This is a genomic window from Mesorhizobium sp. M0601, from assembly GCF_040320845.1.
Taxonomy (GTDB): domain Bacteria; phylum Pseudomonadota; class Alphaproteobacteria; order Rhizobiales; family Rhizobiaceae; genus Mesorhizobium.
Genome location: NZ_JAMYQK010000047.1, coordinates 1 through 13,370, shown reverse-complemented (window position 1 = coordinate 13,370; position 13,370 = coordinate 1). Strand labels below are relative to the sequence as shown.

The following is a 13,370-nucleotide window of genomic DNA, read 5'->3' as shown; positions in this document are numbered from 1 at the left end:
AAGGAGACGATGGATGAGCAACGACCGGGACAAGGATGGTCCTGTCTTTTCAGCGGAACAGGCGCGGCAGGGTGAGATCATCCTGCGGACGCGGGCGCGCCGGATCATTTTCATCGTCGGCCTAGTGGGTCTCGTCTTGCTGGCATTGCTGGTGTGGTGGATTTGAATTCCTGACGGCTGGAGCAAGATCATGAAATCACAGCTTGTTGCCGAAAGCGCCGGACAGAGAACGTTCGTCGTTGTGCTTGATCCCGGCGAAGAGGCGTTTGCGCAGCTGACGTCATTTGCGGTCGACCGTGGCGTCGGCGGCGCGTCGCTGACCGCGCTCGGCGCTTTCGAAAGTGCAACCGTCGGCTGGTTCGACCCTGGAGAAAGGACCTACCGGAAAATCCCCGTCCGGGAACAGTGTGAATTGCTGAGCGCGATCGGCGATGTTGCCATCGGCGACGACGGCAGGCCCAGCTTGCACGTCCACGCAGTCCTTGGATTGAGTGACGGCACCACGAGGGGCGGTCATCTGCTGGACGGAATCGTGCGGCCGACGCTCGAGGTCACATTGGTGGAGACGCCTGGCCATCTGCGCCGCAGGCACCGTCCCGAACTCGGCGTCGCCCTGATCGACTTGGAGGCTTGATCCGAGCCGATCACTTCGTTGATTTGACTGCGGCCGTTTCGGGTACGACCTCCCAACCGAAGACGCTGCGGCCGCCGAGCAGATGCGATTGCTCGAACTCCCCGGCGACGATTTCCTTCAGGCTTGGGCCGGTGACATAGCGCTCGACCTGCCTCGACTGGTCATCCAGCCGCCGCAACGCGCCGATCTCTTCGTCACGGCCGAGCCTGGCCTTGTGGACAGCCGACTTCAGCACGCCGATCGTCTCGTCATAGACCTTCAGCGGCACCGGAAACGGGTGCCTGTCCTTGCCGCCATGCGCCAGCGAGAAGCGGCCGGGATCGGAAAATCGGCACGGCGCGCCATGCACGACTTCGGCGACCAGCGCCAGCGCCCGCACTGTGCGCGCGCCGACATTGGGCACCAGGAGAAGCCCGGCGAAATCCGTCGGGCCGCGCTCGGCCGCCGCGGCGATGTTGCCGTGCAGGCGGCGCATGACGACATCGCTTTCGCGTACATCGTGGTGCGCCGGCATCACCAGATGCGGCAGCAGCTTTTGTGCCGGCTCCGGCGCTGGCGCCGAACCCCGCTCCAAAGCGGCAAGCTCCCTCACGATGCGATCCGGTCCAAGGTCGTGCAGAAGGTCCAGTTGTCCCTGGCGCGACGCTTCAGCGCGGCGGTCGGTCAGGTTGACGATTTCGCCCTGGTTGGCGCCCTCGATGGCAGCATGCGGCTGGTCGACAAAGCTCTTCAGGCCTTCGGACAGCCAGTGATAGCGGCGCGCCACCTTGCTGTCGCCGTTCATGCCCTGCTGCACCACCACCCAGTTGCCGTCGTCGGTGACGATAAAGCCGTGCAGATAGAGATCGAAACCGTCCTGGACCGCGGCGCTGTCCACCTTGGCGACAAGCCGGCTGGCAGTCGCGAGGCCTTGCCCGTCGAGGCCGACACGCTCGCCGATCAGGGCAAGCTCGTGCGGGGTCTTGCGCGAATGCGCGCCGCGGCCGCCGCAAACGTGGATGCCGAGTTCGCCGGAGAGCGGCGACAGACCGCGCTTCAACGCTCCGACGACGCTGGTGGTGATGCCGGAGGAATGCCAGTCCATCCCCATCACGGCGCCAAAAGACTGGAACCAGAACGGATGCGCCAGCCGGCGCAGCAATTCATCGCGGCCGTAATGGTGGATGATCGCCTCGCACATGACCGCGCCAAGCCGCGTCATGCGGTCGCCGAGCCATTTCGGCACGCGCCCGCCGTGAAGTGGGAGATCAGCACTTCCCGATCGCTGTGCCACGGTCTTTTGCTTGCTCCTTGAGTCCTGCCTCGACAGATAGGTATCGAAAGGGGTGTGGAGAAGCTATGGCCTGATTCAGGCCGCGATCGTTGCGAGCCGCTAGAGCAATTCCAGGAAAAGTGTGAAACGGTTTTCCGTCCGGGATTGCGCAGAAACAAAGAGATAGAGCGTTTCGGCGTTTCCGTGAAACGATGAACCGCTCTAGCGGGCAGGTTCGCTGAGGAGATCAAACTTCTGGATCTCGCAATGCTCGCCCACCGATTCCAGCAGATCCATTGGCGGTGCCCCAGTGTCCGGCCGCCTCCAACTGATCTCGAACGAGAAAACAGGGTCTTTGAGATCCGGGCGCCTCTCTATCGCGACGAGGCGTGCCCGGTAGCCAAGCGGCCCGATCATCGTATCGAGTTCCTGTCGGGCTGCGGCCTTCCAGGTCAGTGCCAACTGGGCATGGTGTTCGCGCGACATTCGAAGGTCCACCCATTTCAGGACCAGCAAGGTGGCCAGCGTCAGCGCCGTGCCGGCCGCGCCCAAGCCGTATTGGCCACCACCGAAAGCCAATCCGATCGCCGTCATCACCCACAACGTGGCCGCCGTGGTGACGCCGCTGACAAGATTGCCGCGGCGAAGAATGGCGCCACCGCCGATAAAGCCGACGCCGGTCAACACGCCCAGCGGAAAGCGCAAGACGTCCATCGATGCAAACGAATCCGGGTGCTTGCCAACGGTCTCGAGCAGAATACTGGCCTGGATCATTGTGATGGCGGCGGCCAATCCGACCAGCACGGTGGTGCGTAGCCCCGCCGCGTGCCCGCGCGCCTCGCGGTTGAGGCCTATCAACAGGCCGGCGAGCGCGGTCAGAAGCAGTCGTGCCGCGATGTCCTGCCAGACCGGAACAACGAGGAGCATCGCGGTCACCCGTCAGGCCAAGCGCTGCTGGCCAGGAATAGCGCCATGGTCAAAGCGAACAAGGGCAAGAGCGTCTTCATCGCAAATTCTTTTCGTCGATAAGCAACAAACGATGCGCTTGGATTTTGGTTGCGCCGCCGACGATTCACCCCGGCGATGGGCAGCGGCGGAACAAAACCTTCGGCCTGCGGGTTGGTGGGTTCACACCAACGAAGGATTTGCAGTCATGGTCCGCTTGCTGCTTGCCGGAGCCGTCGCTTATCTGGCCTATCGCATCACCAAGGAGATCGGCGGGACCGACGAGGTTGATCCGCTGTCGCCTTCGCCCGAGCAAACCGGCCGCAAGGCGCCGAGGCGGCAAAGCGGGGCACAGAGGAATGGCCGACGGCGGTAGCGAATGCCGTAGCGGCGGCGCGGACCAGCCATGACCGCATTTCCGTTGCCGCTCGACCTTCGTCCGATGGAAGCCAAAGCCGCCGATGCAATCCCTGGCGGCGACGGGCTTTGGCAATACGAGCCGAAATGGGACGGGTTTCGCTGCCTCGTGTTCAAGGGCGACGATGCCGTCGATCTGCGTGCAAAATCGGGCAAGCCGCTTGGCCGCTATTTTCCCGAACTGGTCGCGGTGCTGCGCGATGTGAGCTCGCGACGGTTTGTGGCCGACGGCGAGATCATCATCGAGGTCGACGGATCGTCCTCGTTCGAGGCCCTGCAAATGCGCCTCCATCCCGCCGAAAGCAGGATCCGCAAATTAAGCCTCGAGACGCCCGCCATGCTGATCCTGTTCGATATGCTGGCCGAGCCCGGCGGCAGGATCATCATCGAAGAGCCTCTCACCACCAGGAGGCAGGCGATTGGGGCCTTTGTCGCTTCGGCGGCACGGCCCCAACTGCACCTGTCCAAATATACGCACGACGCCGCCACCGCCGAGCGCTGGCTGCAGGGCGCCGGCCACGGCTCGACCGACGGTGTTGTTGCAAAACTGATCGCCGGGCCATACCGGCCCGGCGAGCGCGCCATGGTCAAGGTCAAGCGGCTGCGCACTGCGGATTGCGTGGTCGGCGGCTTTCGCTATCTCGCCGGCAGCAACGAAGTCGGATCTCTGCTGCTCGGCCTCTACAATAACGAAGGCAGGCTGGATCATGTCGGATTCACCTCGACCATCGGCAAGGACGACAGGGCGGCGCTGACCAGACGGCTGGAAAAACTGCGGGCCAAACCAGGTTTCACCGGCAAGGCGCCGGGCGGACCAAGCCGCTGGAGCACGGAGCGGAGCGGACAATGGGAACCGATAAAGCCTGAACTGGTGGTCGAGGTTCGGTTCGACCATGTGACAGGCGACCGGTTCCGGCACGGAACCAAGCTGTTGCGCTGGCGGCCGGACAAGGAGCCGCGGCAATGCACGTTCGAGCAGATCGAGTAAGTCCGATCCGAGGCACCGCTTCAAGGCGCTTGCTGCCCGTTCATGACGGACCAATGCAGAATTTCACCGGTTCGCCGCGGCCAACCGAGCCTTGGCAACCAAGGCTCGGTTGCGGTTTTGAAATCAGGCAGCTTCCTGCATGGCGCGCTCATTGACGCCGCTTTCGCCGAGCTTGGTAAGCGCTTCGTCGGTCGCGACCTCTTCCTTGAGAGTTGCCCTGAGCAGCTCGACAACGTCGCTCTTGCCAAGTTCTTCCGCCCACGCGATCAAAGTGCCGTAGCGAGCGATCTCGTAATGTTCGACAGACTGCGCTGCGCCGACAAGTCCGGCGTCGAGTGCAGGAGCACCACTATACTCCTCGAGCATTTCCGAGCCCTCTTCGATGATGCCGTCAATGGCCGGACAGGTTTTGCCGCGGGCCGGCTTGCCGAATTTGTCGAACACCTCCTCGAGGCGGTCGACATGTCCTTCGGTTTCCATGCGGTGTTTCTCGAAGGCGGCGGTCACTTCTTCCGACTCCGCGCCCTTGGCCATTTTGGGCAGCGCTTTCAGTATCTTCTTCTCGGCGTAGTAGAGGTCTTTGAGCCCGTCGAGGAACAGATCCTCAAGGCCCTTGCTTGCCGCCTTCGCGGCCTTTTTCGTAGTCGCCATGATCCTCTCCCGAATGGTTGGTGCCGCCTCGCAAAGTGGAGGCGTCCGATAACCCTCCGACGGGAAACAAGTTCCCTGACGGTCCGGCAGCTTTGCAAATTTTTCCGACCCGCCGTGTGGTGTCGCAGGGGCCTTCGACCTGCGGCAGCAATCGGCCAGAAAAGCGCCGTCAGCGCTCGCCGATATGCTCGACCAGGCGGGTATATTCGGCCTCGGCCAGGCCGTAGCCGCCATCCGCCAGTGCGACGAGACCATCGCGATCGCGGATGATAATTTCGCCGCGGCGGGACCGGATGAGCCCTCGCCCCTCGAGCAGCTGCAGCGCGACCGTTACACCCGGGCGCCTTACGCCAAGCATGATCGACAGGAATTCGTGCGTGATCGTCAGCCGGCCGCCGTCCACCCGATCGTCACACATGAGAAGCCAGCGCGCCAGCCGGTCTTCAAGTTTCGATCGCGCGTTGACCAGCGCGGTATAGCCAGTCTGGACATGCAGATATTGCACGTAGCGCAGCAAGAACAGCCGCAGCGTCGGGCTTTGCGTCAGCGCCGCCTTGAACGGCTCGGCGTCGATCCTGGCAGCTTCTCCCGCCAGCTGCACATAGCAATCATGGACCGTACGGTCGTCGCCCATTATCAGGGCCGAGCCGGTCATACCTTCCAAGCCGACAAGGCCAACTTCCGCATCGCTGCCGTTCGGCATTTTCGCAACCACCGAACCGATGCCGTCCTCGAGGAAATAAATGGCCTCGATAGGCGATCCGGACACTTCGAGCGATTGCCGTAACTCCAGCGAACAGCGCTCGATGTGCGGCTCGAGAGATGCGAAATCGCCGGCGCTCATTCGGCGCAACAGCTTGTTTTTGTACGGATTTTTATTGGAATTTGCTGGATCAGACATAGCTGGGCCCAAAACAGGGCAAGAGCCTTTTTATCTCCCAGCCGTCCGCGCCCGGTATAACCTGCGGACGATAACGCTTATATAAGCACTGAAAGGTATGGAGCCTACTAAATAAAAAAATGAATCGATGCACGGCAGTTTCTCCTGCCGCTTGCCTACGAAAACATCCGACTGAAAGTTAGAGTTGGAAACGTACCAAAGTCGGTTTGGTACGAAAACGACAATTGAGATCGCCGGGCTCGAAAAGAGCCCGTCGCGAGGGATGCAACGGGCTCCATTCGGGCGTCGTGGGCTACGCCCAGTGATCCAAATGAGGGGTGGGTTGGATCGCAGCAACAATGCAGGTGCAAGGCAGTCGTTCCCAAACTGTCTGCTTGGTAATTTCCGTACATTGAGTTTGGACGAGAGCGGCGCTAATTGAATTGGAGTCGTCCACACAGGCACGGCGAGTGGACGCTTGAAAGACGCTTCGCGCTTTCGCCCTTTTCAAGGGAGGATGGCATGCCGATGCAAGGTGCAGCAACTCCAGCCGAACTGAGCGTGCTGAGAAAAGCGCTCGACGACTGCTGCCGCGAGTTGGGTGTTGCGGACGACAGTCCTGTCCGCGAGCGGTTGGCAGCCCGTATCATGTCGCTGTTCAACGAGGGTGTGCTCAACGCCGATCTGAAAGAAGCGCTGGCCGCCGATCGCCAACAATAAGCTGCTGCTATGGTGGCGTCCTCGGCGCCGAAAGGTTCGGCACCGAGTCGCCCTTTCTAGCCAGGGTCCCGGTTTGCCAAGGATCTTGGAAATCTAGTCTTTTCACGACAAAAACGCCCGGCGCTAATTACCAAGCGGCAGGCGTTTTTGTCGCGAGCGTGACACTAACGCGTGTCGCGTTTGGCCGGCCTCATGCGACGCGCTTACTTCCTGTTTTATGCATGTCGTTATCACAAAACCGCTGCACACTTTTGCACGACATGCATCAAATGCGCCCAAGCAGGACCAGGATAATGACGATAAGCAGCACCAAGCCGAGGCCGCCACCACCGTAATAGCCGGTGCCATAGAACGGTCCGCCGCCCAAGCCGCTGAAGCCGCCAAGCAAGGCAAGGACCAAGATGATGATGAGAATGGTTCCAAGGCCCATGATGTCTGCTCTCCTTGTTTGCGCTGCCGCCATTCGCATCAGCGCGTCGCATTGTACAAAGGTATGAACTCACAAGGAGCATTCCTGTTCCGGCGGGACGGTAAGGCGTACGCTCATGCGGCGAGCAAAATGCCGGGCCGGGCCGTCAGAAAAGTCCACAGATGCATGCCCGCGGAGAATGGCATGGCGGCCGCCTTGAACACCCAAGAACATGCTGAAATTCATGGGGAATTTGTCGGAACCTTCGCCCGCCCGAACGGTTGTTTTCGTAGTCGCAACGCGACGACCCTCGTAAAAAGGAGAAGCATCATGCTCACGAAAATTCTCGCAGCTTCGGCGCTTACGATCGGTCTGGCCACGTCAGCGATGGCCCAGAACGTCGGCGATCCCTCCGGAGCCGCTGCCGACGGCAGCGGGCGGACGATAGTAGTCCCGGATAATGGCGGCCCTGACACCGGCACGGATTCGACCATCACCAACAGCATTCGCGATTTCTCAACGACGAATTCGAATGCCGACCGGAATTGCCCACCAGGCCCGCAGGGGGCTCTGCCCGACGCGACCGGCAAGTCTCCGGGCACGATGGCGCCGACGGTGAACGACAACCACTGCGGCAAGTAAGCGCCCGGTTTATCATAGTCTGTGATGAGGCTGCGGAGCGTACGCTCCGCAGCTGTCTAACGGCAGCGGTGGTCGAAGCTGACCGCGATATCCCGACCGTCCAGCGCCCGAACGATGAAGCCAACCAGTTCCTCGTCGGTTTGCCGGAACCAGGGAAAGCGTTTGCGCAAATCGGCTATGACGACAGTGGTCGAGAGAATGTCGCCCGAATTGTAGTCGGCCATGACGATATGAACGGCTTTGTCGGTATCAATACCGATTCCAAGCGGCGACTTGATCTGCCCCACGGAAGCCTCCACCCATCTGTCCCGGCAGACGATAGCAAGACTGCGGCAAAGCGAAAGAGCTTGTACGATTCCGTACGGTCCTACGGGTTGCGTTGCACTTTGCAGGACCCAGCCGGCGTCCTCTATTTTTGTATTTTTGTGTTATCCAAATCATTTGTTTGGCTCGCGGCGGCTGTGGCCACTGCGACCAGGCAACCTCGTCGCAGCTTCCGCGTTGAGCCATCGGAGGGATGACATCAGCCTCGGAGAACCCCCATGAAAACGCTTCTATCCATCACTGCGGCAGCGATGATGGCCGGCGCGCCTTTGGCTGTTTTTGCCCAATCGGCGACGCTGACGCCGCTGACGACCGACACCATGAGCAAGGTTGACACCGCGACATTCGTCAAGACCGTGCCCATCGCCAATACATTTGAAATCGAATCGAGCCGACTTGCGCAGACGCAGGCGACGGCTGACGATGTGAAGGCCTTCGCGGCGCAAATGGTCACGGACCATACCAAGGCCGGCGAGGACTTCAAGGCGGCGCTCAGCAGGGGGCAGACGACTTCGGCCACCGCGCCGGCCGGCCCGTCGCTGGACACCAAGCACCAAGCGCTGCTCGACCAACTCAAGGAGGCCAGCGGGGACAGTTTCCAATCGAAATATATCGACATGCAGACCCAGGCGCATAAAGAAGCGGTGGCGCTGTTTTCCGCTTACGCGAATTCCGGCGACGATCCGGCGATGAAGGAGTTTGCCAAGAAGACGCTGCCGGTGCTGCAAATGCACGAACGTCACGTCAAGGACCTCGCTGCCGCACATCAATGAGAGCGAAGAGTGCCTTTTGCAAACGAAAGGCCGCCCCACACACGGCCTGTGTGACGCGGCTGTCGTCCGGCCACACGGCCGGGAACAAAGCACCGAGAGTGCCGTTATTTACCCGGCTTGTTCGGGGAGGATCCAATGGAAGGCGGCGTTCGCGGGGCGTCAAGGATAGTAGCGCCGGCTTTCGGCGCCGTCCTGGTCGCCGCTGTCACAGGCTGAAATCGCTTTCCGAACGGGACAGGCTGCCTTCATGCGCTACGGCGAGATATTTGCAAATGTTACGGCACTCATGTTGCTGGCCTTGATGATTGGCGGCGTCTTCGTCCTGTTTGGAGAGCCGCTGTGGCCGCGGCACTACGCGAGAATGGTGCTGGTTACGGATATCGATGCCATGACCACCGCGTCAGTCCGAACAAGCTGCCTGCCCAGTCCCTGCCTGCCCGACACCATCGATCATACCGTGCTCACTCCTCGCCCCGAGGACGGACCTTGATTTGCGATTTGCAGACGCTGGAGCTGGGTACGGAAAAGCCCGCCGCGCAGCTCGGGCGGCGGGCTTTTTTGGTGAATCAACCCACGGTAGACCGTCTGGCCACGACTAGGTCAGGATAATCACGATCTTGTAGGTATTCGGGTCGACGATGACGATCCGGCCGTCGGCGAGCACGAAATACTCATAGCCTTCGTAAGCCGGAACGATCTTGACGATGCGCGCCGGCAGACGATGCAGCCGGACCTTCTTTCGCGGGACCTCGACACCGACGGAGATGTCGAAATCGACGTTGGAAACGGGTTGGACGTTCGTCTCCTTGATGACCTGAGTGATCTCTGTCTTCTGCTCAACGGTCACATTGCTGATGGAAGCGGTCGAACTCTGGTCCTGCTGGGTAGAAGTATTGCTCTGAGCCTGGTTTGTGGTCGTGGTCCCAGCCTTACCCTGAGCCTGCTGTTCGGTCTGCATCTTGGAGCTGCCCTGAGCCTGCTCGGTGGTGGTGGTTCCAGCCTTGCCTTGGGCTTGCTGATCGGTCTTCAGTTTCGGTTTGCCCGTGGCCTGCTGCTCAGTCGTAGCACCAGCCTTGCCCTGAGCCTGCTCGCCGGTCTTCAGCTTCGGTTTGCCCTGCGCCTGTTGATCAGTGGTGGCGCCGGCCTTGCCCTGAGCCTGCTCGCCCATCTTGGCGCCGTTCTGGCAATTGGCAGTGCCGGCTGCACAATTGGCGCCGGACTGGTCGTCGGTCGACTGCTGCGTCTGGGCAAGTGCAGCTCCGCAGCTGACGCTGATTGCTAGCATGCTGGTGATCAGAACGCCCTTCATGAGAGATCTCCTTGGAAAATGCGTCCCTTCACCGCGTAAAACCGCGGCTAAAAAACTTTGTTCCAAACTAATGGAGCGAAACGGCAAGCGATCCGAGTGGCGGAACAAGCTCCACCTGATGACGTTACCGGCCTATAGCGACCCCGCTGCGAACAGCATGACGCGGCGCAGCGTAGAGGTGGCTCACCATGAAAGGAGACGATCATGAGAATGCATCTTTCGGCAGCCGCGGCTGGGTTCTTGCTGCTTGCGGGTATTGGCGCCGCTGCCGCTCAGGACGTGGTCATCGAACCGCAGCAGGAGACGATCGTACGCGAGTATGTGAAAAAGCAGCCTCTGGCGTCCGTCCAGCTTCCCGGCGTGGAGCTCAATGTCGGCTCGACCCTGCCCGATACCGTCGAGCTTCATGAGGTTCCCGACGTCAAATACCGCTATGTCGTCGTCGACAATCGGACCGTCCTGGTCGATCCTGGCACGCGCAGGATTGTAAAGGTCATCGAGTGAGCAAGCGCGTCGCTTTGAAGGGACATGCGGCGCGTCCAGCATTGTCGACATCCCACACTGCTGCCCGTGTTGGGCATTCGGACGCAGAAAGGCCCGCCGCTTCGAAGCACGGCGGGCCTCATAGCGGAGACGACGTCCGGACAATTTCTGAACCAGCATTGGCTTAGAACGCATGATCCCAGCACGCCCTGTGCTCGCCAGGCCCGAAACTTTGAGAGAATATTCCTGGCTTCGCATTTCGCGGGAAATACGGTGCTTTGATCCGGCGGTCAGCATTCCCGATGATGCCAGCAAGGCTTGGCACTCCGCCTGGCCGCAACGACTTCAGAACCGACGGGATAGATCATGTCTGGGAATACCAACACTTTGCTCTCATTTCTCTCCGCAAGTATAAACCGGCGCGCCGGTCTCGCTGTACTTTTCGCGTCGGCGGTTGGGATTGTCGGCCTTGCTGCGCCGTCGTTCGCCGAAGACAAGACGGCGGTCAAGGTCGGCATCATGAGCGGCGAGGACGAGGATGTGTGGCGCGTCGTCACCGCCCAGGCGGCGGAGAGGGGGCTGACGATCGAGACCGTGGTGTTCAACGACTACACCCAGCCGAATGAAGCACTCGAGCGTGGCGAAATTGACGCCAACGCCTTCCAGCACAAGCCCTATCTGGACAACCAGATCAAGACGCAGGGCTATCACATCGTCCCGGTCGGCTATACCGGGGTCTGGCCGATCGGCCTCTATTCCAAGAAGTACACGAAGATTGCCGACCTGCCCGAAGGCGCCGTCATTGGCGTGCCGAACGACCCGTCCAATGAGGGCCGCGCACTGCGCGTTCTGCAGAGCGAAGGTCTGATCAAGCTCAGGGAAGGCACCGGCATTCTGGCGACGACCACCGACATTGCCGAAAACCCGAAACACTTGGTCATCAAGGAGCTGGACGCAGGCATCGTCGGGCGCTCGGTGGAAGACCTCGACGCGGCCGTAGTCAACACGGATTGGGCGCTTAAAAGCGGCCTCACACCGGAGAATCGCATCGCCCAGGAGGCGGTGGCCGACAATCCCTACCGCAATTTCATCGCGGTCAAGGCCGGCAATGAAAACCAGCCCTGGGTAAAGACATTGGTCGCCTCCTATCAGAACGAAAAGGTGAAGGCCGAATTCGATCGGGTCTACAAGGGAACCGGCATCAGCGCCTATTGATGCCGAGCTCGACTGGGCGCCGAAGCCCGGCATGGTAAAGCGGTCCGCGCTTCAACGCGGACCGCGATCGCGTTTGCGGGACACCAATACAGGAACTTTCATGAACCAGCATTTCGCCTCGGTCATCGAAGTCATGCATCCCGTCGGCGGCCGCTCCGCGGGACCGAACGATGTCGTGCGCCTCATCGAGCTGAAGCGCCGCTTCGGCGCGACAGCGGCGCTGGACGGCGTGTCGCTCAGCGTGCGCCAGGGCGAGATCCTCGGCATCATCGGCCGCAGCGGCGCCGGCAAGTCGACACTGATACGCTGCCTGAACGGCCTGGAGCGGCCGGATTCAGGACAGGTCTACATCGAAGGCCGCGACATCAGCCGGCTCGGCGAGCGCGAATTGCAGCCGCTGCGCCGGCGCATCGGTATGATCTTCCAGCATTTCAACCTGCTGTCCGCCAAGACCGTCGAAGACAATGTAGCGCTGCCGCTCAAGATCGAAGGCCGGCCCAGGGCCGAACGCCTGGCGCGCGCCGCCGAGCTGCTCGAGCTTGTCGGCCTGTCGGAGAAGGCGAAAGCCTATCCGGCGTCGCTGTCGGGCGGACAGAAACAGCGCGTCGGCATTGCCCGGGCGCTTGCGGCGCGCCCGGCGCTACTTTTGTCCGACGAAGCGACCTCGGCGCTCGACCCGGAGACGACGCGCTCCATCCTTGCCTTGCTGAGGGACATCAACCGGCAGCTTGGCCTGACCATCCTGCTGATCACGCATGAGATGGAGGTGATCCGCTCGATCGCCGACCGGGTCGCGGTGATCGACGCTGGGCGGATCGTCGAGCAAGGGCCGGTGTGGTCGGTCTTTGCCGACCCGAAATCGGCGATCACACAAAGCCTGCTCGGCGGCATCCGGCCGCAATTGCCGGCGGAGATCGCAAGCCGGCTAACGCAGAACGCCGGCGTGGAGGCGATCCTCAGGATCGACGTGGCCGGTGAGGCCGCCCGAAGCCCGCTTTTGTCCGATCTTGCCTCGGCAGTTCCCGGCTCGTTCCGCCTCGTGCATGGCGGCATCGATCACGTCCAGCAGCAGCCTGTCGGGACACTGTTCGTGGCGGTCGCCGGCACCAATGAAGCTCACCTGGCAGAGGTGATCGCGTTCTTGAAAGCCCGCCAAGCGCGGGTGGAGGTGCTTGGCCATGTCGCCGGTTCTGTTTGAGCTTCTCGTCCGTTCAATCTGGGAAACGATCCTGATGACGGCCGCCTCCGGCCTCGTCTCGCTGGTTTTCGGGCTGCCGCTCGGCCTGGCGCTGGTCGCCACCGACCGCGGCGGCATCGCCGAAAACCTGTGGGTGAACCGCGCGCTTGGCGCTGTCATCAATGGCTTCCGCTCGGTGCCTTTCATCATCCTGCTGGTTGCGCTGATCCCGGTGACGCGGCTGATCGTCGGCACCTCGATCGGCACCTGGGCAGCGATCGTGCCGCTGTCGATCGCGGCGACGCCTTACTATGCCCGGATCGCCGAAGTGTCGCTGCGCGAGGTCGACCACGGGCTGATCGAGGCAGCACGCGCCATGGGCGGCAACCGCTGGACGATTATTCGAGAGGTGCTGGTGCCGGAAGCGTTGCCGGGCATCGTCGCCGGCTTCACGGTGACGCTGGTGACGCTGATCGGCGGGGCCGCGCAGGGCCGGGGGCCCGCGGCCCCCCCGCCGCCCGCGCACCCCCAACCCCAACCCAGACCCACCC

General features: G+C 61.6%; 19 protein-coding genes. 12 read left to right on the top strand and 7 right to left on the bottom strand.

Annotated elements, in window-relative coordinates:
* Positions 1 to 13 precede the first annotated feature (13 nt).
* Both NKI41_RS28560 and NKI41_RS28555 read left to right on the top strand, forming a co-directional pair.
* Positions 14 to 166: a peptide ABC transporter permease gene (locus NKI41_RS28560; protein ID WP_352686075.1), complete on the top strand. Its 153-nt coding sequence runs from the start codon at positions 14 to 16 to the stop codon at positions 164 to 166.
* 24 nt (positions 167 to 190) lie between these two features.
* Positions 191 to 634: a PPC domain-containing DNA-binding protein gene (locus tag NKI41_RS28555; protein ID WP_352686073.1), complete on the top strand. Its 444-nt coding sequence runs from the start codon at positions 191 to 193 to the stop codon at positions 632 to 634.
* Positions 635 to 644: 10 nt separating this feature from the next.
* Here NKI41_RS28555 and NKI41_RS28550 read toward each other — a convergent pair whose 3' ends face one another.
* Positions 645 to 1,907 carry a DUF763 domain-containing protein gene (locus NKI41_RS28550; protein ID WP_352686071.1) on the bottom strand — a complete coding sequence of 421 codons (1,263 nt, stop codon included), beginning with the start codon at positions 1,905 to 1,907 and terminating at the stop codon, positions 645 to 647.
* Positions 1,908 to 2,108: 201 nt separating this feature from the next.
* Positions 2,109 to 2,813 carry an MgtC/SapB family protein gene (locus NKI41_RS28545; protein WP_352473102.1) on the bottom strand — a complete coding sequence of 235 codons (705 nt, stop codon included), beginning with the start codon at positions 2,811 to 2,813 and terminating at the stop codon, positions 2,109 to 2,111.
* A 226-nt stretch (positions 2,814 to 3,039) separates the two neighbouring features.
* Here NKI41_RS28545 and NKI41_RS28540 point away from each other — a divergent pair, with 226 nt between their 5' ends.
* Both NKI41_RS28540 and NKI41_RS28535 read left to right on the top strand, forming a co-directional pair.
* Positions 3,040 to 3,207 (top strand): hypothetical protein, encoded by a 168-nt coding sequence (locus NKI41_RS28540; protein WP_352614260.1) that lies wholly within the window; start codon positions 3,040 to 3,042, stop codon positions 3,205 to 3,207.
* Positions 3,208 to 3,237: 30 nt separating this feature from the next.
* Complete coding sequence (locus tag NKI41_RS28535) at positions 3,238 to 4,236, top strand: ATP-dependent DNA ligase (RefSeq protein WP_352686069.1); 999 nt, start codon at positions 3,238 to 3,240, stop codon at positions 4,234 to 4,236.
* A gap of 123 nt (positions 4,237 to 4,359) precedes the next feature.
* On the opposite strand, the gene NKI41_RS28530 is transcribed toward NKI41_RS28535, so the two are convergent.
* A complete protein-coding gene (locus NKI41_RS28530; protein ID WP_352686067.1) occupies positions 4,360 to 4,887 on the bottom strand; it encodes a YciE/YciF ferroxidase family protein in 528 nt (175 codons plus the stop codon).
* 169 nt (positions 4,888 to 5,056) lie between these two features.
* Positions 5,057 to 5,788: a Crp/Fnr family transcriptional regulator gene (locus NKI41_RS28525; RefSeq protein WP_352473082.1), complete on the bottom strand. Its 732-nt coding sequence runs from the start codon at positions 5,786 to 5,788 to the stop codon at positions 5,057 to 5,059.
* Positions 5,789 to 6,289: 501 nt separating this feature from the next.
* On the opposite strand from NKI41_RS28525, the gene NKI41_RS28520 reads away from it, so the two are divergent.
* Complete coding sequence (locus NKI41_RS28520; protein ID WP_352449586.1) at positions 6,290 to 6,487, top strand: hypothetical protein; 198 nt, start codon at positions 6,290 to 6,292, stop codon at positions 6,485 to 6,487.
* Between the two features lie 265 nt (positions 6,488 to 6,752).
* Here the strand turns inward: NKI41_RS28520 and NKI41_RS28515 are convergent, their stop codons facing one another.
* Positions 6,753 to 6,917, bottom strand: coding sequence for a DUF3309 family protein (locus NKI41_RS28515; RefSeq protein ID WP_023677107.1), 165 nt, complete (start codon positions 6,915 to 6,917; stop codon positions 6,753 to 6,755).
* Positions 6,918 to 7,100: 183 nt separating this feature from the next.
* Between NKI41_RS28515 and NKI41_RS28510 the strand changes: the two genes are divergently transcribed.
* A complete protein-coding gene (locus NKI41_RS28510; RefSeq protein WP_352539853.1) occupies positions 7,101 to 7,538 on the top strand; it encodes a hypothetical protein in 438 nt (145 codons plus the stop codon).
* A 56-nt stretch (positions 7,539 to 7,594) separates the two neighbouring features.
* Here NKI41_RS28510 and NKI41_RS28505 read toward each other — a convergent pair whose 3' ends face one another.
* The gene (locus NKI41_RS28505) at positions 7,595 to 7,825 is read right to left on the bottom strand and encodes a hypothetical protein (protein ID WP_352614257.1); all 231 of its coding nucleotides are present in this window, start codon (positions 7,823 to 7,825) and stop codon (positions 7,595 to 7,597) included.
* A gap of 288 nt (positions 7,826 to 8,113) precedes the next feature.
* On the opposite strand from NKI41_RS28505, the gene NKI41_RS28500 reads away from it, so the two are divergent.
* Positions 8,114 to 8,635: a DUF4142 domain-containing protein gene (locus NKI41_RS28500; RefSeq protein WP_352539851.1), complete on the top strand. Its 522-nt coding sequence runs from the start codon at positions 8,114 to 8,116 to the stop codon at positions 8,633 to 8,635.
* Positions 8,636 to 8,882: 247 nt separating this feature from the next.
* Complete coding sequence (locus tag NKI41_RS28495) at positions 8,883 to 9,125, top strand: polymerase (RefSeq protein WP_352473088.1); 243 nt, start codon at positions 8,883 to 8,885, stop codon at positions 9,123 to 9,125.
* 105 nt (positions 9,126 to 9,230) lie between these two features.
* On the opposite strand, the gene NKI41_RS28490 is transcribed toward NKI41_RS28495, so the two are convergent.
* Positions 9,231 to 9,944: a DUF1236 domain-containing protein gene (locus tag NKI41_RS28490; protein ID WP_352686065.1), complete on the bottom strand. Its 714-nt coding sequence runs from the start codon at positions 9,942 to 9,944 to the stop codon at positions 9,231 to 9,233.
* Positions 9,945 to 10,148: 204 nt separating this feature from the next.
* On the opposite strand from NKI41_RS28490, the gene NKI41_RS28485 reads away from it, so the two are divergent.
* The 4 genes from NKI41_RS28485 to NKI41_RS28470 all read left to right on the top strand — a co-directional run.
* Positions 10,149 to 10,448: a DUF1236 domain-containing protein gene (locus NKI41_RS28485; RefSeq protein WP_023677114.1), complete on the top strand. Its 300-nt coding sequence runs from the start codon at positions 10,149 to 10,151 to the stop codon at positions 10,446 to 10,448.
* A 345-nt stretch (positions 10,449 to 10,793) separates the two neighbouring features.
* Positions 10,794 to 11,642 (top strand): MetQ/NlpA family lipoprotein, encoded by an 849-nt coding sequence (locus NKI41_RS28480; protein WP_352686063.1) that lies wholly within the window; start codon positions 10,794 to 10,796, stop codon positions 11,640 to 11,642.
* Positions 11,643 to 11,775: 133 nt separating this feature from the next.
* The gene (locus NKI41_RS28475; protein WP_352540028.1) at positions 11,776 to 12,840 is read left to right on the top strand and encodes a methionine ABC transporter ATP-binding protein; all 1,065 of its coding nucleotides are present in this window, start codon (positions 11,776 to 11,778) and stop codon (positions 12,838 to 12,840) included.
* Positions 12,821 to 13,370: methionine ABC transporter permease (locus NKI41_RS28470; RefSeq protein WP_352686061.1), on the top strand; the 550-nt coding region annotated here is incomplete at its 3' end. The genes NKI41_RS28475 and NKI41_RS28470, both read left to right, overlap by 20 nt.

Bases quoted from the DNA above. Each gene is read 5' to 3' on its own strand.
- NKI41_RS28560 (WP_352686075.1), top strand. From the start codon at position 14: ATGAGCAACGACCGGGACAAGGATGGTCCTGTCTTTTCAGCGGAACAG.
- NKI41_RS28555 (WP_352686073.1), top strand. From the start codon at position 191: ATGAAATCACAGCTTGTTGCCGAAAGCGCCGGACAGAGAACGTTCGTC.
- NKI41_RS28545 (WP_352473102.1), bottom strand. From the start codon at position 2,813: ATGCTCCTCGTTGTTCCGGTCTGGCAGGACATCGCGGCACGACTGCTT.
- NKI41_RS28540 (WP_352614260.1), top strand. From the start codon at position 3,040: ATGGTCCGCTTGCTGCTTGCCGGAGCCGTCGCTTATCTGGCCTATCGC.
- NKI41_RS28535 (WP_352686069.1), top strand. From the start codon at position 3,238: ATGACCGCATTTCCGTTGCCGCTCGACCTTCGTCCGATGGAAGCCAAA.
- NKI41_RS28530 (WP_352686067.1), bottom strand. From the start codon at position 4,887: ATGGCGACTACGAAAAAGGCCGCGAAGGCGGCAAGCAAGGGCCTTGAG.
- NKI41_RS28525 (WP_352473082.1), bottom strand. From the start codon at position 5,788: ATGTCTGATCCAGCAAATTCCAATAAAAATCCGTACAAAAACAAGCTG.
- NKI41_RS28520 (WP_352449586.1), top strand. From the start codon at position 6,290: ATGCCGATGCAAGGTGCAGCAACTCCAGCCGAACTGAGCGTGCTGAGA.
- NKI41_RS28515 (WP_023677107.1), bottom strand. From the start codon at position 6,917: ATGGGCCTTGGAACCATTCTCATCATCATCTTGGTCCTTGCCTTGCTT.
- NKI41_RS28510 (WP_352539853.1), top strand. From the start codon at position 7,101: ATGGCGGCCGCCTTGAACACCCAAGAACATGCTGAAATTCATGGGGAA.
- NKI41_RS28500 (WP_352539851.1), top strand. From the start codon at position 8,114: ATGATGGCCGGCGCGCCTTTGGCTGTTTTTGCCCAATCGGCGACGCTG.
- NKI41_RS28495 (WP_352473088.1), top strand. From the start codon at position 8,883: ATGCGCTACGGCGAGATATTTGCAAATGTTACGGCACTCATGTTGCTG.
- NKI41_RS28490 (WP_352686065.1), bottom strand. From the start codon at position 9,944: ATGAAGGGCGTTCTGATCACCAGCATGCTAGCAATCAGCGTCAGCTGC.
- NKI41_RS28485 (WP_023677114.1), top strand. From the start codon at position 10,149: ATGAGAATGCATCTTTCGGCAGCCGCGGCTGGGTTCTTGCTGCTTGCG.
- NKI41_RS28480 (WP_352686063.1), top strand. From the start codon at position 10,794: ATGTCTGGGAATACCAACACTTTGCTCTCATTTCTCTCCGCAAGTATA.
- NKI41_RS28475 (WP_352540028.1), top strand. From the start codon at position 11,776: ATGCATCCCGTCGGCGGCCGCTCCGCGGGACCGAACGATGTCGTGCGC.